Raw genomic sequence first — 18903 nt, forward strand, 5'->3', positions numbered from 1 at the left:
AAGGTGCCGATATTGTGGTTCACAGCGCCACCAAGTATCTTTCCGGCCACAATGATATGCTAGCCGGCTGTGTAATTGCCAAATCAAAAGAAATTGCCGACACATTGGAATTTAACTTTAATACGACTGGTGTCACGCTGGATCCGTTTGATTCCTGGCTACTGTTACGAAGTCTGAAAACGTTATCAGTTAGAATGGCGCGACACACCAGCAACGCTAAATATGTCGCAGCGTGTTTGGCTAAACTGCCTCAAGTTGAAAAAGTCCTCTACCCTGGCGTTGGCGGCATGATCAGTTTTTATTTAAAGGACATGAAGCAAGTCGACAGACTCTTCAAGCATCTTAAAATTATTTCCTTTGCCGAAAGTCTGGGCGGAGTTGAAAGCTTGTTGACCATTCCGTCACTTCAAACCCACAGTGACATGTCAAAAGAAGCCCGCTTAAAATTAGGGATCACCGACGAGCTACTTCGATTATCAACCGGGCTCGAAAATCCCAAGGACTTGGTTAATGATTTGACACAGGCATTGGGAGATTAGTCTGATTACGCAAAATACTAGATACTGTCAATCTAAAAAGGGGCTGAGCAAAACGATTCGTTTTGTCTCGGCCCTATTTTGGTGCACGTTCATTCAATGTTTGCTGTTGAGAAATTTTGACGTAGAAGTTGGCAAATGACAACTGGAAATAAGGCTGCAGCCATATGAGCAAGATGCCATACGTAAATGAATTTAAGATGTACCAGCCCAAAAAGCTGAGTTGCATCACGAAGTAATCCATTTTGTGTCCAGCCATCAACTGCCGGCTTCGAGTAATGGCTTCCAGATACCCAATCGGTTTGCCGGCATCAACGGAATCACGATAAATATTGAGCGCCTGCGAATAGGCAAATCCCTTAATGATGCCTGGAACAATCAATAAAATCGACCAAAGAAGGGTCAACACGGTTGTCAAAATTCCGATCACAATCGCGCCCATGAAATATTGTCCGTTATTTAAAATGGTAAATGATTTAGTAACCGGCTGGTCGAATTTGGTTTTGTTGCGAATGATGTCGATGCAGACAAACATCATTCCGGACAATAAGAGCCCCGTAATAATTGAAATAAGCGTCGACAACAAATAGACATTCATGAGTTCATTGCTGCCCAAGCGAGCAGTCCCAGCCGCAATTTGATTGGCTTCGGTCATGATCTCATTTGGATCCAGCGGGTTCATCGTGTAGGCCGCGGCATATCCAATCTGAATAATGATAACCGGTAAAAACAACAAAATAAAAAATGGAAAATGGCTTGAAACAATTCGTTTTGCTTCTAATTTAAGTCCAACGCGATCCATAGCTGCCTCCAAATGAATTAATAATGTCTATTTAAACACAACTTGAACAGCAGCCGCAAGAATTCCACCAACTAATGGGCCAAACATCGGAACCCAGGCGTAATCCCACTCGCCGCCACCTTTATTTGGCACAGGAATGATGGTATAAGCAAACCGGGGACCCCAATCACGAGCCGGGTTTAAGGCAAATCCGGTCGTGGTCCCAACGCCTAGGCCAACGACCATAATTAATAGGCCGACCACCAACGGTTTCAATCCCTGGGTAAAGTTGCCCAGATTTAATAGTGCAAATATAAAGATAAAGGTGGCTACAACTTCCGAGAGAAAATTTGAAAGTGGTGCCTTAATTGCCGGCCTCGTCGCAAAAATCCCGACGGTGTTGCCGTTTTCCGGGTTGGTTGTTTTAAAGTGCGGATAAAAAATCATCATGATCGTGGTGGCCCCCAGAAAGGCACCGATAAATTGGCCCAAAAGATACGGCAACACTTGGCCCCACGGAAATAGGCCAAAGATGGCGTAGGAAATGGTCACCGCCGGATTCAGATGCCCCAACGATCCCAATGATGACGCAACGTAGACACCCATTGTAACGGCCAGCCCCCAAGCCAGACTGACAAACGTCCAGTCGGAGCCCTTTGCATACGTCCGATTCAGGTTGGTGCCGGCACAGGCGCCAGTCCCCAACACAATTAAGACATACGTTCCAAATAATTCGCCAATAAATCCATTCATATTCTCACCCACATTTTTTTGTATTCAATCACATTCTACAAAGAATTTTGATCAGATGAAAGCCCTTTCTGGGTCATGTGGTTTAACCAAAGTACCAATCCCAGTGAAACCAAAGCATAAACGGCCCCACCAGGCCCTACGCCGTTTAGGCTCAAGTGACTCACGATGATCCCACCAGTTGCCGATCCCAGTGCAATTCCAAAATTTGAAAAAATCGAGTTAAGTGATGATGCCAAAACGATTGACTGTGGATATTTCTTTTCAGCAATCGACAGGAAAAATAATTGAATTGGAGAATTGATGAGTGGCATGGTGAAAATAACTAGAAATAGCAGAACAGCTCCCGGCCAACTGTAATGAAATACCAAGGGCATTAAGGCCATCAGGATCAGTTGTGAAATGTAAACAAACGGCATTGCCCGCAGTCCGGGTCCTTCGCTGATGAGTCCACTAACTCGATTACCGATAATGTTGGAAATTCCAAATACGCCGAGTAAGATCGTTAACATCTGAACTGAAAAATGAAGTTGATTGGTGATAATGGGACGTAAGTACGTGTAGAAAACGTAAATGGCCGCCAAATTAAACATTGGCAGTAACATTCCCACTTGGATTTTGTGATCTTTGAGTAATGCTAATTGACCCGAAATCGTGCTTTCCTTTTGTTTGAAATCACGTGGCAGGCTGAAGAAGACCAACCCCATTGTCATGATCGATATAACAATAACCGTTAAGAACGAAATCCGCCAACCAAACTGGGTTGAAATCCAGGTACCAAGGGGAACGCCGACCACCGAGGCGATGGAGAAGCCTGAGAAAACCCACGAAAGCAACCAACCCCGTTTTGACATTGGGGCAATGTAGCCAGCAAACGTCAGGCCCAGTGAGATTGAAACGCCGGCAACCATCGCCGTGACAACCCGTGAAATTGCCAAGAAGACAAAGTTGGTAGCGACAAAGCTGAGTATGTTTCCGAATGTAAAGATGGCCATCATTACCATCAGATCCCAAAACAAATTGTATTTCCCAATCATAATGGTAATTAACGGTGTGCTAACCGCATAAACCATCGCAAAAATTGTGACAAGGTAGCCGACTGTGGCCACCGGCACGTTAAATTGTGTCCCAAGATCATCCAAGATTCCGACAATTAGGAATTCACTGAATCCCAAGATAAATGCAATAAGAACTAAGACAAAGCTTTGAAACTTGAATGTTTTCATTGATTTCTCATCCCCTTTATGTTTTATAAAATGCAGACTGTTTTATGTTACAGGTTTTGAATCAATATTTCTATAAGTATTCGGTGTTTAATTGAATTAATTGACGATTTAACCCCGATGTAACATTGCCCAGTACCAGTGCACACAAAAAGACCCGCGAGTTTTATTTCGCGGGCCCTTTCTTAAAAACATCAACTATTTTAATTCGTTCTCCACAGCTGATGCTTTAAGAGATATTCCTGAAGTCAAAAAGCATCACCTCCTTTTTTGATTGTCAATAGAATACAACCAACAACCAGAAAATGCAAGCCCTTTGAACTAATCGTCGTAATCGGTCTCATGATCGTTTTGAAGAACGTCGTCATTGACCCAATATTGTTTGGAAGATTTTCCATTATCGAATTTGATTCGGTAAAAATCTTCGTGGTCGTACTCGTTATCATCGTGATCTTTGAACGTTGCGATCGCCTTTTTATCGACATGCACTTTCGTGTTGGTCGAGACGTTCAACCCATCCCAGTGGAAGATTTGATTCGAAGTGACGGTTCCCGGGACGTAACGATAAAGGTGTTCTTCTTGATACTCATGATCAAGAGTTGTCGTAAACTTCAAATTTTCGTAACGGACTTTAACCGCCTTTCGACCCGTCACCGTGGTCACCTTAGACGAGCTGGATGAAGCGTCAGAGGCAGAGGCACTGCTGGCCGTCGATGAACTGGACTGAGCAGTGTTTTGAGTACTGCTGGAACTGGATTTGTCGCTGTTAGAATTTGTGGAACAGCCAAATAAACTTATCGGCAGCACAACTAACAAACAGGCAGTCATTAATAATTTTTTCATGGGGAACCTCCTTTTTAGTCAGTAAGTTGGATATCTGTCTTTATTATAAATGATTAGGCAATCTTATCCTAACAAACTGATTCAAGAAGCTCCACTAATCAAGTACCTTATATGAATATCGGTGTTCGTATTTGTGACTCGGGAAAACGTGGTAAGTCCCGATTCCATGGTATTTAACCAAAACCTTTTTATACGATCCATTGATCAGCTTCTTAGTGGTCTTATATTGTCCCAAGTCCTTAGATGGCGATTTACTCTTATTAAAGAGGTACCATGAGCCCCATTTGTTAACCTGAAGTTTGCGGTCGGCTTTCTTTGAAGGGGTATAACTTTTACCATTATACGAAACGCGGTGCGGCGTAATCTTGATAACGTTAAACTTGCCGCTGCCACGGTACTCAAACCAAGTCCCACGAAGCGCCTTTGGAGTTGTTGCCGAACTTGCATGCGCCTGTGCTGGAAGAGCTGTTAATTGGACGCCAAAAATTACGACTAATGCGAGAATGAACAGTCTCATCTTTTTCATGTTTTTGCCTCCCTGTATGACTAAAAGTATATCATTGATTACCCCCACGTTATTTTTCTATCAGACTACAATTACTTTACAAAAAAAGCCTTTGACATATTGAGACTGCCAAGGCTTTACAATAGTGATCCACGCCGACTTTTAAGTAACGACATTGTCTGAATCACCAATATTTAACTGGTTTTGTAAACTGTATTACGGCATTAAGACAAACAATCCGCTAGTCGTCAAACCGACTTTCGATTGCCCGGGCGTGAGCTTCTAGTCCTTCAACTCTTGCCAACGTGGTAATGGCATCCTTTTCTTCACGCAAAGCGGATCGGGTATATGAAACAAATTGGGTTCGTTTGACAAAATCCTGTACGCCAAGCGGTGAGAAGAAGCGTGCCGTGCCACCTGTTGGCAGAATGTGATTGGGGCCAGCAAGATAGTCGCCAAGCGGTTCGGATGCTGAAAATCCTAAGAAGACCGAACCGGCATTTTGAATTTGATTCAGATATTCAATGGCGTCGGGCAATTGGACCTCTAAATGTTCTGGTGCCACGGCGTTCATTAACGTAAAAGCATCATCAATATCGTCGACAACCGCAATGAAACCTTCATTATCCATCGCTGCTTTGGCAATTTCCTTTCTTGGTAATAACGCGACTTGCCGATCCATTTCCTTGCTGACATCCTCGGCCAATTTCCGGTCGTCCGTCACGAGGATTGGTCGGGCAAGCTTGTCATGTTCAGCTTGAGAAAGCAAATCAGCGGCTACTTGGCTTGGCACTGCTTGGGAACCTGCAATCACACCAATTTCGGATGGGCCGGCGATCATGTCGATATCGACTTGTCCGAATACTTGTTTTTTGGCTGTCGCAACGAAGACGTTACCGGGACCGGTAATTTTATCGACGCGGGGAATCGTTTCTGTCCCGTACGCTAAGCTGGCAATTGCTTGGGCACCACCAACCATATAAATCTCGTCAACGCCGGCAATTTTGGCTGCTGCGAGGACTGCTTTGTTCAAACCGTCCTTTTGTGGCGGCGTCACCATCACGATCCGTGGAACGCCAGCAATCTTGGCTGGAATCACATTCATCAAAATTGAGGAAGGATAAGCAGCGGTGCCGCCTGGAACATACAACCCCACTGCTGCTAACGGCGCAATTTTTTCGCCGCGAATGACGCCTTTTTTCTTCGCATCGATGAAGCTGTCTTCAACTTCCATTTTGTGAAATGACACGATGTTTTCCTTGGCCAGATTAAGGGCATCAATGACTTTTTGATCGGTTTGAGCATAAGCGTCATCAATTTCTGCTTGAGAGACTTTCAAGTTATCGAGGTCAACGTTGTCAAACTTCTTTTCATAGGTCTTAACTGCTTGATCCCCATCCTTAATCACGTTGGCAATAATCTCACGGACTGATTTTTCAACGGCTTCCCGATTGGCGACGGCGTTCGTTCTGATAGCAACTTGTTTTAATAATTGGTCCAAAGAATCTTCAATAATTTGCATATGATCCACACTCCATTTCCGTTGACTAAAACACTTCATCTTGATTAGCTGACACCTCTGAACAGCAATAAAAAAATCCCCAGACATTGCCTAAGCAATATCTGAGGACGATCATTCGCGGTTCCACCTCACGTTTGCCGTTCCCTTACGAAAACGACCTTACGCTGCTCGCAACTCGTCGTCCACAAATGTGGAGAACAGTTGCAGTAGCCGTGGTAACGCTTGCTAGCGGGATAACCTACTTGGTTCAATTACCCAGTTCATAGATGTGTGTTCGCCGCTTGCCACCACTCCTTCTCACCAACGGAGTTCTCTTTATGTGAACCAAACGGTTACTTTTCTAATCGTAACTTCATGTTTATTATTATTTTTTAATTTGTTGATACTTGTAATTTACTACCATCAATAATTAAGTCAAGCCTTTTTAAAAATAAAGTGAATTAAATATTAAAGTAGATCGACAAAAACATGGTCAACGTCCCACCCATGACGAAAAAGTGCCAGATTAAATGCATCCCCGGAATCCTCGGAATACTATAGATCAACGCACCGACTGTGAAGGTCACGCCACCGGCCACCAACAGCCAAAAGCCACTGGTGCTCAAATTAGCGTAAAGTTGCTTGCCTAAAAACATGCAAAGCCACCCCATTACGACATAAATCGTCGTTTCGGTCTTTTGAAATCGACCGTGAAAGACAACGTGGCTGACAATTCCTGCAATTGCTAATGTCCAAACGCTGGCCAGCATCAGGTTGCCTGCCCAGTTATGCACAAAAATAATGCAGTACGGCGTGTACGTCCCGGCGATTAAAATAAAAATATTGCTATGATCCAGAATTTGGAAAATCCGCTTGGCGCGCGTAAAGACAAAGCAGTGCAGCAGCGTTGATGCCAGATACAGTGAAAGAACCGACAGACTGTAAATCACCAGGCTGGTAATCGCAATCCCGGAAAGGCCGTTATGGACCGCTTTAGTTAGCAGTAAGATTGAAAACCAAATGGCAACCAAAAACGACACCCCGTGGGTCAGGGCATTTAAGACCTCGTAAATAATCTGCTGGTGACGCATTTTTAATGTTTGCTGATTCATCACGACACCTCCTTAGCTTCATAATAAGATAAAGCAATCTTAAAGTCAATGTAACGTAGTTTTTAATACTACGTTCTTTATTTTTTGATTCACATATGTAATAATACAAGTACTTATATTGAAGGGGCAAGACAATGGCAAAAGAAAATTTCACCAAAAAATTAGCCGGCATGACAATGCCACATTTTTCCGACCTTCCCAACCTGGATTTGTACATGGACCAGGTTATCGATGAGGTCAATCAATACTTGGCACCGATCACCCACACAGACATTACCAAAGCAATGATCAACAGTTATGTCAAAAAAGGAATTGTGGATCGTCCAACCAAGAAACGGTATTCACGGGTTCACTTGGCAAAAATCCTGGTGGTGAGCCTGCTCAAACCGATTTTATCGCTGGATACCATCGATCGGGCAATGAAAATTGCCTTGAAGTTGGACGCACCCGACAAAGTGTATGATCAATTTATCGATCTGTTCAACCAAGAACTGACAGACGTCGATATTGACGACCTTTCCCCCAGACAGTATCAGGCGATGGCAATCCGCTCGCTACTCTACAAACTGGTCGTTGATGATCTGATTACAAATAGCCAAAAAGCTTAAGGACTTTTTATTAAATGAAAACACAGCGTTGCACTATAATTGATTTGTAACTAAATATATGGGGGTTGATATTATGAATCGAGCAGCATTAAAGTTGGACGCGAAAAGTTTATTAAACGCCCATTTCAAATTTTTCTTTTTGCTATTTTTACCGGTATTTATTCTTGAATTGGTTGGCGGCTTTATGTCGGCACCTAGAGAAGACTATTATGACGCGCAGTTAAATGCCAATATGCCGGTGTGGTCTGGCGAACAAACGCTGGGGACCATTCTGATCTACGTTGGTGCATTGGTCTCCATGGGTGTCTTCTTTGTCTGCGTCGACGCCATGCGCCAAAAATTGACTTACGACCACCCGTTCCAAAAATCAATGACCATCTTTAACAATGTTGATTATTTCTTAGGCAGCATTGTCATTTACATCTTAGAATTCATTTTCGTGATGTTGTGGATGATTCTCCTGATCGTTCCTGGAATCATCAAAGCAATGGCCTATTCGCAATCATTTTTCATTTATCGTGATGCCGTTGATTGCGGCGAAAAGATCAGCTACTTGGATGCAATCACCCGCAGTCGTAAACTCATGGACGGACACAAGTGGGAATACTTTGTAATGGCGTTGAGCTTCATTGGCTGGGGCCTGTTAGTGACAGTGACCTTAGGAATCGCTGCAATTTGGGTTCAACCATACATGGCACTCAGCTTTGCTAATTACTACCGTGAATTGGTTGATGAACACGAAGCAGAAGTCACACAAGAAGCCCAAACAATTAACAACACGCCAGTTACGGCTTCTGAAAATCAGCCAACCACGACTGAAGATTCAAGTGACCAATCAGATGATCATTCAAACGATGCCCCAAAAGAATAAGAAAACGGGATCGAGATTAGTTGACCCCAGAATTTAAACAATTACCGTGATGATTCCAGGATCTGGAATGGTCACGGTATTTTATTATTGGCAAAAGTGTTATCAAACCAACATTTGGTTAAAAGATGTGCGGGATGCTCGGCCGTTGCACCCCTTCCAACACCGTTTCGAACAACGTAGGCAATATGGTATGATACAGTTACAAGTTTTTAACGATTGGAGATTTTCGTGATGCGGGTAACCACTTTTGGTGAAATCATGCTGCGACTGACGGTCCCAGATAATAAGAAACTCATTCAAACAGACACCTTTCAGGCAAACTATGGGGGTGCCGAAGCCAACGTTGCAGTATCGCTGGCTTTACTGGGCGATTCAGTGAATTTTGTGACCAAGCTGCCGGAAAATGAATTAGGCGATGCAGTTATCCAAAAGCTCAAAAGTTTTGGCGTTGACACCTCGGCAATTTCTCGTGGTGGTAATCGGTTGGGTATCTATTTTCTCCAACCAGGAATCGGGAATCGGCCCAGCAAGGTCATTTATGATCGTGGCGAAAGTTCCTTTACTGCTTCGGACGATTCAGATTATCCCTGGAAACAACTATTAAATGAAACTGATTACTTCTATATTTCCGGAATCACACCAGCACTCTCCGACAAGCTCAAAGCCACACTTCTTTCAGCGGTTGAATTTTGTCGCAATCACGCCATCAAAGTGGTTTACGATGCCAACTTTAGAGGGAAATTGTGGACGCCGGCCCAAGCACAACAGTTCAACCGGCAGATTCTCCCCTTTGTCGATATCTGCCTGGTTCATGACGAAGATCTTGAGCAGGCTTTTGGCCTTCAGGCATTTAAAAGCACAAACCATCAAGCGATTGATCAAAAGGCATCCTTTAAACAGGCCATGTCCACGCTTACTGCTCATTACCCAAATATCTCAACGGTGGCAAGCGTTCTGCGAAATAGCCACTCCGTTCAAAGCAGTCAGTGGATGGGCGTGATGTTAACCGGCGACAGCTTTTATGAAAGCCCCATCTACAACGTGGCAATTTTACCGGAAGTCGCCGGCGGTGATGCGTTCGGCGCGGCAATTGTCCATGGCATTCTCAATCATTTCAAGCCTCAATACCAACTTGATTATGCGATTGCAGCCGCTGTTTTGAAGCTGACAATCCCGGGTGATTTCAATCTTTCTTCCGATGGAGAAATTAAAGCGGCCATGATTGACGATAATCAAACCATTAGTCGATAAAAAATGATCCAAACATCCTGGACCTGGATGCTTGGATCATTTTTGTTTTACGCCGGAAGCTGTTTTTCTGCGCCCAGTTCAGCTAGGCGGCATCATTTTTTGTTGTCCTTATTAATTGCCTCCCAAAGCCCATTCAGATAAGTCACACCCAAAGCCCGGTCGTATAGACCGTAACCGGGGCGACCATTTTCACCCCAAATGTTTCGGCCGTGATCTGGCCGGATATAGCCATCATAGTGATTATCGGCAAGTGCCTTCATAATCTCATACATATCAAGCGAGCCCTCGGTCGACAAATGAGCCGACTCGTGAAATGCGGTCTTGTCCGCATTCATGAACCGGATATTTCGGGCATGGATAAACGGTGCCCGGTCTTTTTGAACAAATTCACGAATAATTGCCGGCACATCGTTAGCGGGATTCTCTCCCAAGCTGCCGGTACAAATCGTAAACCCGTTGTAGCGAGATTCGTAGAGCTGCTCGATTTTCAGCATGTCGTCTCGGTTCTTATAAATCCGTGGCAAGCCAAACAACGGAAATGGTGGGTCATCGGGATGCATGGCCATTCTGACATCATATTTTTCACAGGTCGGCATAATGGCATCGAGGAAATATTTTAAATTAGCTAACAGCTTTTCGGCGTCAACGTTTCGGTACTCGTCAAACAAGTGTTGAATGCGTGCCAAACGATCCGGCTCCCAGCCCGGCATCTCGAATCCCTTGGAACCATTCAGAATGCTTTGAATCATTTCGTTAGGATCATCGGGCAACTGATTCGGTTCATAAGCCATCGCATTAGTGCCATCCGGGAGTTGGTAGTGCAAATTGGTCCGCAGCCAATCAAAAACGGGCATAAAGTTGTAACAAATAACCTTAATGCCATATTCGGACAAGTTCTGAATGGTCTGTTTATAATTTTCGATATATTGATCGCGAGTGGGCAGGCCAATCTTGATATCGTCATGAATATTGACCGATTCGATGACCTCAAATCCCAAGCCACTTGCTTGAACCTGCTGTTTTAACTGGGAAATTTTGGATTTTGGCCAAACGTCCCCCACGGCAACATCGTATAATGCGGTAACGGCCTGTGAGACACCTGGGATCTGTCTGATTTCCGACAGATGAACCGGATCGTCTTCCTCGCCAAACCACCTAAAGCCCATCTTCATGGCATTTCGTCCCCTCATGTTTCTCAAATTCCACATTAATATATCACTTTTGGAACAAGCCGTCAAAACCAGTCGTTCACGGTTTTACTAAGTTTTATGTTCTTGGAAATGATTAATATGGTAACATGTTCTTGGTATTTGTATTTTAAAATAAAGAAAGATGAGATGACATGGAAAGTTTACAGGACAAGGCTTATAACGCAATCTATTCAAAAATAATGAACTTGGACCTCTATCCAGGCCAACAGGTTTCTGATAAGCAGTTTGAAGAAGAAATCGGTGTGAGCAGAACGCCCGTCCGCGAAGCCATGTTACGGCTGCGGCGTGATGATATGTTGTATTCACTGCCTCAAAGCGGCACTTATGTCACTCGGATTGACTTAAAAAAATCGTTGGATGCCCGCTATGCCAGACAATTGTTGGAGTCAAACATTGCCGGATCGATTGGTGACCAATTAACCGACGACCAAATTCAGACGCTTTCTGACATTACATCCAAACAAACAACCGCCTCGAGCCGAGACCAGATTCAACGTTTCTTCCAAATGGATAACGCCTTTCATGAACAGATTTATCGGTTTGCTGACAAGGGCAACATTTGGAACTGGCTGTTAACCTTTAGTACTGATCTTAACCGTTACCGTTTATTACGGGTATACGATGCTAATTTACCAATGGATCGCCTGACGGATGAACATAAGGCAATTATTGCGGCCTTTGCGGCCCACGATGCCGATAAAGTCAGACAATTGGTATATAGCCATTTAAACTTAATGCTGAGCGAACAACAGTCCGTTTTGGATAAGTTTCCAAATTATTTCACGAATATTAAGTAGCCTCCACAGCGTTACTCCGATGGCACAATTCTTTTACAGTTCTGTTAAAAGGGCGTGTGAGCAGACGTTGAATGTTACACTTTTAACGTAATGAGGAGGAGATTCGTATATGAAACTTAATCAATTTTTGCGTACGGCACTCGTTGCCTGCGCGGCAGTCTTTACAATTGGAGTGAGCTTGTCGACACAAGCACCAACGGTTAGTGCCAGTTCAGCGACATACAAAACGGTTGCCACGACTAGCATTAAAAAAGCTCCCTACCACAAAAAGTCATCTGCCGGGGCGATTTACAATGCGTCACACACCAAGAAAGTCGCTAATCTAAAGACGTATCCCTACACAACCTGGTACGCCACTGCTAAAGTAACCCTGAAGCATGGAAGTTCCAAGGCCCTCTATTATAAGGTTAAGAATGCTTCAGGCAGCGTTTCCGGAATTGTTTGGAACAAGTACGTCACGCCCGGTAAATCACCATTTGGCTTAAAGTATGCCAAGTCAGCGGTTGCCCTTGACGTTAACACGAATAACAACGTTTGGACTAAGAATCCAAATACGGCTCGCCCGATCGCATCATTATCAAAATTAATGACGTTGTATCTCGTTCGCCAAAAGATTGCCCAGGGCAAAGGCACTTGGTCAAGCAAGGTCAATACCAGCAATGCCGGTCTGAAGCGATTGGGTAAATCGAACGTTTTTGGCGGTTTCAAATTTAACCACAACAGCTATACGGTCCGTCAATTATACTTAGCCGGTCTGATTGAGTCATCAAACAACGCGGCAATTGCGCTTGGCCAATGGGTTGCCGGTGGGTCGACACCTGCCTACAACAAAAAATTCATTGGGATGATGAATAATCAAGCCAGTGAATGGCATTTAAAGCATTCATCATTTGTCTCCGCATCCGGAATGGAACAAAATAGTTTGCAGCCTTATGGTTATAGCATTGGTGCTTCCAAGAATGCCAATTATGTTTCAGCCAGTGACATCGCACAGATTTCGCGTCACTTCATCGTAGACTATAACGATATTTTGACTGATGCCTCTGTTAAATCAATGAAGGTTGACGGCCAGACGCTTCACAATTACAACAACTTGTTACCTGGTCGAAAGTACTATCAAAAATCGCTCAAGGTTGATGGCCTGAAGACGGGATACACTGACCCTGCAGGCTATTGCTTCGTTGGAACCGGTCGAAAATCCGGTCATGATCGCATCGTTACCGTTGTTTTGCATGATGAAAATGAATTTACAGAAACTCGTTCATTAATGAATTATGTTTATAACCAGAATTTAGCTTAACGATTCCACTTATTGATTAACAAGAACCGGAAGAAAAGTGCAATAACTTTTCTTCCGGTTCTTTGTCTTTCCTATTAGCCGGCCAAAGTTGGAACTTATTTGTCAGTCATTAAAACAGATTCCCGAAAGAATTCCGATACACCTGTACTGTCAGGATTGACTTCTCACATAAAAAATCATATTCTTAAATATGTTGGTTTCATTATACAAGATGTTGAATTTACGGGGAGAATTTACATAATCATGGAAAACGAAAGTAATTATGACTTATATCTACGGCTAACGCCAACAAGTTGGGCAACCGGCCTGCTCGCGGCTGCGGCTCGCAACGAATTGACCAGACGGGCTGCCCACGGTGATGGCGAGGCCAAAATGCTATTGGAGATCCACAGATTAGAGCCTGCCAGGAAGCAGATTCAGGGTCGGGTGATGGACCGAACTAACTTGTCACATCAAAAACCAGGTCACAAGTTTATTTATACACTGCATTTTAGACTTGGCTAGTATCAGATAAATGAGGCATTGGAAACGGCTAACGGATTGGTTGCTGAGTTCTAATGCCTTTTTTGGTGGGATCTTGCAGCAATCTGTCGGCATTTAGTTTCCATGACATCAAACCAAAAACACCAACGATCCGACAAAGTGATGATCGTGGGTGCTTTTTAATAATGATTACATTTAAATTCCATCTTAGATTGGAAAATGCTACCAAGCTTGCTCCGACGGCCGTAAACGAAGTGCAACGCCTAGTCCTGTGGGCGACGGCCGTAAACGCAGTGCAACGCCTAGTCCTGTGGGCGACGGCCGTAAACGCAGTGCAACGCCTAGTCCTGTGGACGACGGCCATGAAATGCCAAGTAGCTAACCGGCTTGTTGCGCACTCCGGAGAACCTCAATCTTAGATGTAGATTAAGGTTAGTGCTCTGCTGTCACTTGGAGAAAACGTGCTTCGACGGCCGTAAACGCAGTGCAACGCCCAGTCCTGTGGACGACGCAACTGACGCTTGTCTAACTTCTAAGCCAGCTTTAATCAAAGCCCCAAGCCCAGGGACTTCAATCAAAGCTGGTTTAGAAACCGCGTCACCCGTTGCTCGTCGCACTCTCTACATTGCCGTCATTCCGCCATCTATTACGAACTCTGATCCCGTTGAGTAGCTTGAATCATCTGATGCCAGGAAAAGAACCATCTTCGAGACCTCTTCCGGTTCCGCAACTCTTTGTAGTGGGATCGATTTAGCGAATTGTTTAATCACTTCTTCGCTGTCTCCTTGGTGAATCATTGGTGTTGAAATGACACCTGGATGCACGGAGTTAACCCGAATATGGGATCCAGCCAACTGCAACGCAGCCGCCTTGGTCATCCCACGAACCGCAAACTTCGTGTCCGTGTAGCCAATTGCGCCACCAACCAAACCGTTCATTGATGAAATATTAACAATACTGCCGCTGCCGTTTTTCTTCATTGCTTCAGCCGCATACTTCATCCCCAAGAAGACCGAAAGTTGATTAATCTTGAAGATCTTCATGTAATCATCAGTGGTGATGTCAGCCAGCGATTTGTTAAAACTAATCCCGGCATTATTGACCAAAATGTCCAGCTTACCAAATTTGTCAACTGTTTCAGCGATCACGTTTTTCCAATCATCTTCACTGGAAACATCTTGCTTAATGAAAATCACGTTGTCGCCTAATTCATCGGCCAACGCATTTCCCTTTTCAGCATTAATATCAGTAATGGCTACCTTGGCTCCCTCTTCAACGAAGAGTTTGGCGTGACTGGCACCCATTCCTTGTGATGCACCTGTAATAATGGCAACTTTATTATCTAACTTTCCCATAAGTGATACCTCCTATTGAAAACGGTTACTTACATCTACGCTTATAGTATAACTGATCCATTCTAAATAACTAAACATTATGATTTTAAAATTTTAGGAGAATCTTTTTCTTTTTGGCGTTTTCTTCAAGCTTCTGGTGGGCCCAGGCTGCTTGTGTATACGACTTCTCCAAAACGTCGTCTTCTAAGAGGTACCCGTCAGCCATCATCCGATTAATAAATTTCCCGGCTTCTTGAATTTGATCTAGCGAAGCATTACTAATCACAAAACCATGAATAGTCTTTGATTGTGTGTAAAATTTACGGACGTTAAAGGTCGCCTTTTCGGGTTTGGGAGCAGTGATTAAACAAACCTGGCCTCCCAGTTTAAGTGCCCGGAGATTATCTGCCAGCGACACCTTTCCCGAGGTGTCAACCGCGTAATCGACCTGGCTGATAGTGGACTTTTCCAGCTGCTTGGACAGTGACTTGGTGTAGTCGAGACAGTCATCGCTACCCAATCGATCCAAGAGGTCAAAATCTTTTCGTTGAGAGGTTGTGACAACCTTCAATCCCAGAATATGGGCCATTTGGACAAACTTCGTCCCAACGTGGCCAGCTGCGCCTTCGATCAAAATCGCTGATCCTGATTGGAACTTAAAAATATTTTTGAGAACAATAGCCGCTGTCGCGGACGAGTGAATAGATGCGACCAGTTGAATGGGGTCAACGTTTTCGGGAACGTGAAACAAACGGTCTGCCGGAATCGCCGCAAATTCACTGGTGACTCCTTGCCGTCCCTGGTAACCCATACTGTTGGTCCAAACCCAGTTCCCCTCAGAGAAACCCGTCACGTTGGCGCCAGTTTCGACCACTTCACCAACGGCATCCCTGCCGATGACAAACGGAAAACTGGTGTCTGTTTCAAACGATCCTGAACGAACAAACGTATCCACATGATTAACCGAGACTGCGTTCACTTTTATCAAAACCTCATCTTCTGCAATCTGTGGTTTTGGTAGATCGCCAATAATAATATCCTTGGCACTTCCATTTTGCGTGATATATGCTGCTTTCATAATCCTTCCTCCATTCCAGAGCTACCAGTACTTACAATTTAATTATAAGTCCATATCAATGCCAAGATAAGCATAGTGACGTTTGAATTCCCTTTTGTCCAGCCCGCTTTCCCGCAAACAAAAAGCACACCCCAGAACTATCTGGTTGTGTGCCATTAAAAGTTGGTCGGTCGCGCTCCCCGCAGTCAAAAGCTTGTATATTCCCGCATTGATGCATGCGGCCATATACAAACTCCCGAATGCTAGTGTTTGGACAGCCACTGAATTTTGAACCGCTGCTCACCGTCAATTGAATGAACGTTTTCAACATCCCCGTCAATCGGTGCATGCGTCATCAAAAAGTTGGGGTGTAAGTGCGCCGTAAAAGAAAATTTGTAAGCAAGGCCGCCCTTTTCCTTCATTGCAGTCATCACACCATAGGTCCCATCTGACAGCTTAACGATCTGTTCCTTCTTTTTTGAAGGGTCAATATAAATTGTTGTCATTTTCCACACCTCCAGTTCTATTATAGCAGTGGTTAAGGCATTCGAAAGAAGTCAAAATAATATTTTTGGGCTTCAAACACTTTTTGAATCGATTAGACTTGACTTGAAGTGCGCTTCAACGTTTATAGTGGATATAGTCGTTGCCAGACAACTGGTAATGACTTGCAAAAAGCGCGTATACTGAAAATAAATTACCTTAAAACGATCATTAACCAACCCACAAAGGAGTCACAATGAAAAAATATCAAAATCAATATTTCGAAGGTGAACGCTCATTATTCGCGGAAACAAACGCGGATATCGATGGCACCACCTTTGGGATGGGAGAATCCCCCCTCAAAGAAAGTCGAAACATCCATTTAACCGATTCAATCTTTACTTACAAATACCCGCTTTGGTACAGCACCCATATCAAAGTCGATCATTCCATTTTGGAAACCATGGCCCGATCTGGGATTTGGTACACCGATGATATCGAAATTAACGATAGTACAATTCAAGCACCCAAGATATTTCGCCGCAGCAGCCGCATCACGCTGAACCATGACCACTTTTCCGACGCCGAAGAAACGCTTTGGAATTGTCGTGACATCAAGATGACCCATGTCCAGGCGAATGGCGATTATTTCGGGATGAACAGTGAAAATATTTACGTTGACCACATGAATCTGGTCGGTAATTACGTCTTTGACGGTGCCAAAAATGTCGAAGTTCACAATTCGACGTTTGTTTCCAAAGATGCTTTTTGGAACTGTGAAAATGTGACCATCTTCGATTCAACAATTAACGGTGAGTATCTGGCGTGGAACACCAAGAATATCACGTTCGTGAACTGTACGATTGAAAGCGATCAGGGGCTTTGCTACATCGATCATCTGACCATGCGAAACTGTCGTCTTCTCCGCACAGATTTGGCATTTGAATATTGTTCCGACATTGATGCCGATATTAATTCGACCATCATGAGCGTCAAAAATCCAATCAGTGGCACGATCCACGCCCATGCAATCGACGACGTCATTTTAGATCCAACTAAGATTGACCCAAGTCAGACCAAAATTATCACTGATAACAAACTCAACAAAAAGGAGACGGCATAATGTACGATTTTACATCAATGATCCCCCGGCGAAATACCGACTCAATTAAATGGGATGTGCAACCCAATGAGCTGCCAATGTGGGTGGCTGATATGGACTTCAAAGTGGCACCGGAAATTCTTTCCGCAATGCGGCAAAAAGTCGACTTTGGCATCTTTGGTTATGAGGAACCTCACGACGACTACTTCGATGCAGTCGCAAATTGGTATGCCAGCGAACACCATGCCAGACCCGAAAGAGATTGGATGATCTTTTCAACCGGAGTTGTCCCAACCATTTCCTCTGCAGTTCGGCGGGTGACAAATGTCGGGGATAATGTGGTGGTCCAAGCACCCGTTTACAACATTTTTTATAATTCTATCATCAATAATGGCCGTCACGTCCTCTCCAGCGATTTGGCTTATGACGATACCGAGCATCAATATCACATCGACTATGCCGATTTGGAACAAAAATTAGCCGACCCATTAAGTACCATGATGATTTTATGTAATCCCCACAACCCCATTGGTAAGGTTTGGACGCGTGATCAGTTAATCAAAATTAATCAACTATGTCTCAAGCACCACGTGACGTTGTTGAGCGATGAAATCCATGGCGACTTGGTTTTTCAAGGAAATGACTACACACCAATGTTCTCGCTTCCTAGTGAGCTGATTCAAAACATAATTGTCTGTGTCTCGCCCAGCAAAACGTTTAACGTTGCTGCACTTCACGCCGCAACCGTGATTATTCCAAATGAAGATCTAAGAAATAAAGTCAGCCGCGGGATTAATACTGATGAGCTCGGTGAACCTAATTTACTGGCAATTCCTGGAACCATCGCTGCTTACACACAGGGCCACCAGTGGGTGCATGAATTACGTGAACAAATTCAAAAGAACGTATTGCTGGTGACGACATTTTGTGAGCAATCGATCCCAGAGGTCGCAATCGTCCATGGAACCGCTACCTACCTCATGTGGATTGATGTTAGCCAGCTTACCAATGACGCCACCAAACTTGAAACTTTCATCCGTCAAGAAACTGGATTGTTTGTGTCAGACGGCTCGGTTTACCGTGGAAATGGCCACTTATTCTTGAGAATGAACGTTGCCAGCCCGACTTCGATGGTTAAAGATGGGTTAAATCGCT

At 44.1% G+C, this 18903-nt stretch carries 20 protein-coding genes and 1 other annotated feature; of the genes, 9 read left to right on the forward strand and 11 right to left on the reverse strand.

Annotated elements, in window-relative coordinates; all coding sequences use genetic code 11:
- On the forward strand, window positions 1–539 hold a 539-nt coding region (locus tag AB3112_RS01585), incomplete at its 5' end, for a PLP-dependent aspartate aminotransferase family protein (protein WP_367333865.1).
- Between the two features lie 73 nt (window positions 540–612).
- Here the strand turns inward: AB3112_RS01585 and AB3112_RS01590 are convergent.
- The 7 genes from AB3112_RS01590 to AB3112_RS01620 form a co-directional block, all read right to left on the reverse strand.
- Complete coding sequence (locus tag AB3112_RS01590) at window positions 613–1338, reverse strand: DUF975 family protein (protein ID WP_084972820.1); 726 nt, start codon at window positions 1336–1338, stop codon at window positions 613–615.
- A gap of 27 nt (window positions 1339–1365) precedes the next feature.
- A complete protein-coding gene (locus AB3112_RS01595) occupies window positions 1366–2070 on the reverse strand; it encodes an MIP/aquaporin family protein (RefSeq protein WP_084972821.1) in 705 nt (234 codons plus the stop codon).
- A gap of 35 nt (window positions 2071–2105) precedes the next feature.
- Complete coding sequence (locus AB3112_RS01600) at window positions 2106–3293, reverse strand: MFS transporter (protein WP_367333866.1); 1188 nt, start codon at window positions 3291–3293, stop codon at window positions 2106–2108.
- Between the two features lie 318 nt (window positions 3294–3611).
- On the reverse strand, window positions 3612–4133 hold the full coding sequence (locus AB3112_RS01605) for a hypothetical protein (protein ID WP_367333867.1): 522 nt from the start codon (window positions 4131–4133) through the stop codon (window positions 3612–3614).
- Window positions 4134–4227: 94 nt separating this feature from the next.
- Window positions 4228–4659 carry a hypothetical protein gene (locus tag AB3112_RS01610; RefSeq protein ID WP_084972824.1) on the reverse strand — a complete coding sequence of 144 codons (432 nt, stop codon included), beginning with the start codon at window positions 4657–4659 and terminating at the stop codon, window positions 4228–4230.
- Window positions 4660–4879: 220 nt separating this feature from the next.
- A complete protein-coding gene (gene hisD / locus AB3112_RS01615; RefSeq protein ID WP_084972825.1) occupies window positions 4880–6160 on the reverse strand; it encodes a histidinol dehydrogenase in 1281 nt (426 codons plus the stop codon).
- A 100-nt stretch (window positions 6161–6260) separates the two neighbouring features.
- Window positions 6261–6517 (reverse strand) — a binding site (T-box leader).
- An 83-nt stretch (window positions 6518–6600) separates the two neighbouring features.
- Window positions 6601–7251, reverse strand: coding sequence for a hemolysin III family protein (locus AB3112_RS01620; RefSeq protein WP_084972826.1), 651 nt, complete (start codon window positions 7249–7251; stop codon window positions 6601–6603).
- Between the two features lie 134 nt (window positions 7252–7385).
- On the opposite strand from AB3112_RS01620, the gene AB3112_RS01625 reads away from it, so the two are divergent.
- The 3 genes from AB3112_RS01625 (at window position 7386) to AB3112_RS01635 (ending at window position 9981) form a co-directional block, all read left to right on the forward strand.
- Window positions 7386–7859, forward strand: a complete 474-nt coding sequence (locus AB3112_RS01625) for a DUF1836 domain-containing protein (protein WP_084972827.1) — start codon at window positions 7386–7388, stop codon at window positions 7857–7859.
- A 73-nt stretch (window positions 7860–7932) separates the two neighbouring features.
- Complete coding sequence (locus AB3112_RS01630; protein WP_367333868.1) at window positions 7933–8730, forward strand: DUF975 family protein; 798 nt, start codon at window positions 7933–7935, stop codon at window positions 8728–8730.
- Between the two features lie 231 nt (window positions 8731–8961).
- A complete protein-coding gene (locus tag AB3112_RS01635; RefSeq protein ID WP_367333869.1) occupies window positions 8962–9981 on the forward strand; it encodes a sugar kinase in 1020 nt (339 codons plus the stop codon).
- Window positions 9982–10073: 92 nt separating this feature from the next.
- Here AB3112_RS01635 and uxuA read toward each other — a convergent pair whose 3' ends face one another.
- Window positions 10074–11153: a mannonate dehydratase gene (gene uxuA / locus AB3112_RS01640; RefSeq protein WP_084998001.1), complete on the reverse strand. Its 1080-nt coding sequence runs from the start codon at window positions 11151–11153 to the stop codon at window positions 10074–10076.
- A gap of 170 nt (window positions 11154–11323) precedes the next feature.
- On the opposite strand from uxuA, the gene AB3112_RS01645 reads away from it, so the two are divergent.
- From AB3112_RS01645 to AB3112_RS01655, 3 genes are all read left to right on the forward strand, one after another.
- Window positions 11324–11989, forward strand: a complete 666-nt coding sequence (locus AB3112_RS01645; RefSeq protein WP_084972831.1) for a GntR family transcriptional regulator — start codon at window positions 11324–11326, stop codon at window positions 11987–11989.
- A 109-nt stretch (window positions 11990–12098) separates the two neighbouring features.
- Window positions 12099–13289 (forward strand): D-alanyl-D-alanine carboxypeptidase family protein, encoded by a 1191-nt coding sequence (locus AB3112_RS01650; protein WP_057910776.1) that lies wholly within the window; start codon window positions 12099–12101, stop codon window positions 13287–13289.
- Between the two features lie 243 nt (window positions 13290–13532).
- Window positions 13533–13793, forward strand: a complete 261-nt coding sequence (locus AB3112_RS01655) for a hypothetical protein (RefSeq protein ID WP_084972833.1) — start codon at window positions 13533–13535, stop codon at window positions 13791–13793.
- A gap of 599 nt (window positions 13794–14392) precedes the next feature.
- Here the strand turns inward: AB3112_RS01655 and AB3112_RS01660 are convergent.
- The 3 genes from AB3112_RS01660 to AB3112_RS01670 all read right to left on the reverse strand — a co-directional run bounded on the left by AB3112_RS01660 (window position 14393) and on the right by AB3112_RS01670 (window position 16669).
- The gene (locus AB3112_RS01660; RefSeq protein WP_084972835.1) at window positions 14393–15127 is read right to left on the reverse strand and encodes a glucose 1-dehydrogenase; all 735 of its coding nucleotides are present in this window, start codon (window positions 15125–15127) and stop codon (window positions 14393–14395) included.
- A gap of 85 nt (window positions 15128–15212) precedes the next feature.
- On the reverse strand, window positions 15213–16184 hold the full coding sequence (locus tag AB3112_RS01665) for a zinc-binding alcohol dehydrogenase family protein (protein WP_367333870.1): 972 nt from the start codon (window positions 16182–16184) through the stop codon (window positions 15213–15215).
- Between the two features lie 242 nt (window positions 16185–16426).
- Window positions 16427–16669, reverse strand: a complete 243-nt coding sequence (locus AB3112_RS01670) for a hypothetical protein (protein WP_057910781.1) — start codon at window positions 16667–16669, stop codon at window positions 16427–16429.
- A 233-nt stretch (window positions 16670–16902) separates the two neighbouring features.
- Between AB3112_RS01670 and AB3112_RS01675 the strand changes: the two genes are divergently transcribed.
- Together AB3112_RS01675 and AB3112_RS01680 are read left to right on the forward strand one after the other, a co-directional pair.
- Complete coding sequence (locus AB3112_RS01675; protein ID WP_084972839.1) at window positions 16903–17769, forward strand: DUF3737 family protein; 867 nt, start codon at window positions 16903–16905, stop codon at window positions 17767–17769.
- A partial coding sequence (locus AB3112_RS01680; protein WP_367333871.1) for a MalY/PatB family protein occupies window positions 17769–18903 on the forward strand: 1135 nt, incomplete at its 3' end. The genes AB3112_RS01675 and AB3112_RS01680, both read left to right, overlap by 1 nt.

It is taken from the genome of Lentilactobacillus sp. (assembly GCF_040773105.1).
GTDB lineage: Bacteria > Bacillota > Bacilli > Lactobacillales > Lactobacillaceae > Lentilactobacillus > Lentilactobacillus parabuchneri.

What these genes read in the sequence shown, in the direction of transcription:
- AB3112_RS01590 (WP_084972820.1), bottom strand. Translation starts at nt 1,338, where the DNA reads ATGGATCGCGTTGGACTTAAATTAGAAGCAAAACGAATTGTTTCAAGC.
- AB3112_RS01595 (WP_084972821.1), bottom strand. Translation starts at nt 2,070, where the DNA reads ATGAATGGATTTATTGGCGAATTATTTGGAACGTATGTCTTAATTGTG.
- AB3112_RS01600 (WP_367333866.1), bottom strand. Translation starts at nt 3,293, where the DNA reads ATGAAAACATTCAAGTTTCAAAGCTTTGTCTTAGTTCTTATTGCATTT.
- AB3112_RS01605 (WP_367333867.1), bottom strand. Translation starts at nt 4,133, where the DNA reads ATGAAAAAATTATTAATGACTGCCTGTTTGTTAGTTGTGCTGCCGATA.
- AB3112_RS01610 (WP_084972824.1), bottom strand. Translation starts at nt 4,659, where the DNA reads ATGAAAAAGATGAGACTGTTCATTCTCGCATTAGTCGTAATTTTTGGC.
- hisD (WP_084972825.1), bottom strand. Translation starts at nt 6,160, where the DNA reads ATGCAAATTATTGAAGATTCTTTGGACCAATTATTAAAACAAGTTGCT.
- AB3112_RS01620 (WP_084972826.1), bottom strand. Translation starts at nt 7,251, where the DNA reads ATGAATCAGCAAACATTAAAAATGCGTCACCAGCAGATTATTTACGAG.
- AB3112_RS01625 (WP_084972827.1), top strand. Translation starts at nt 7,386, where the DNA reads ATGGCAAAAGAAAATTTCACCAAAAAATTAGCCGGCATGACAATGCCA.
- AB3112_RS01630 (WP_367333868.1), top strand. Translation starts at nt 7,933, where the DNA reads ATGAATCGAGCAGCATTAAAGTTGGACGCGAAAAGTTTATTAAACGCC.
- AB3112_RS01635 (WP_367333869.1), top strand. Translation starts at nt 8,962, where the DNA reads ATGCGGGTAACCACTTTTGGTGAAATCATGCTGCGACTGACGGTCCCA.
- uxuA (WP_084998001.1), bottom strand. Translation starts at nt 11,153, where the DNA reads ATGAAGATGGGCTTTAGGTGGTTTGGCGAGGAAGACGATCCGGTTCAT.
- AB3112_RS01645 (WP_084972831.1), top strand. Translation starts at nt 11,324, where the DNA reads ATGGAAAGTTTACAGGACAAGGCTTATAACGCAATCTATTCAAAAATA.
- AB3112_RS01650 (WP_057910776.1), top strand. Translation starts at nt 12,099, where the DNA reads ATGAAACTTAATCAATTTTTGCGTACGGCACTCGTTGCCTGCGCGGCA.
- AB3112_RS01655 (WP_084972833.1), top strand. Translation starts at nt 13,533, where the DNA reads ATGGAAAACGAAAGTAATTATGACTTATATCTACGGCTAACGCCAACA.
- AB3112_RS01660 (WP_084972835.1), bottom strand. Translation starts at nt 15,127, where the DNA reads ATGGGAAAGTTAGATAATAAAGTTGCCATTATTACAGGTGCATCACAA.
- AB3112_RS01665 (WP_367333870.1), bottom strand. Translation starts at nt 16,184, where the DNA reads ATGAAAGCAGCATATATCACGCAAAATGGAAGTGCCAAGGATATTATT.
- AB3112_RS01670 (WP_057910781.1), bottom strand. Translation starts at nt 16,669, where the DNA reads ATGACAACAATTTATATTGACCCTTCAAAAAAGAAGGAACAGATCGTT.
- AB3112_RS01675 (WP_084972839.1), top strand. Translation starts at nt 16,903, where the DNA reads ATGAAAAAATATCAAAATCAATATTTCGAAGGTGAACGCTCATTATTC.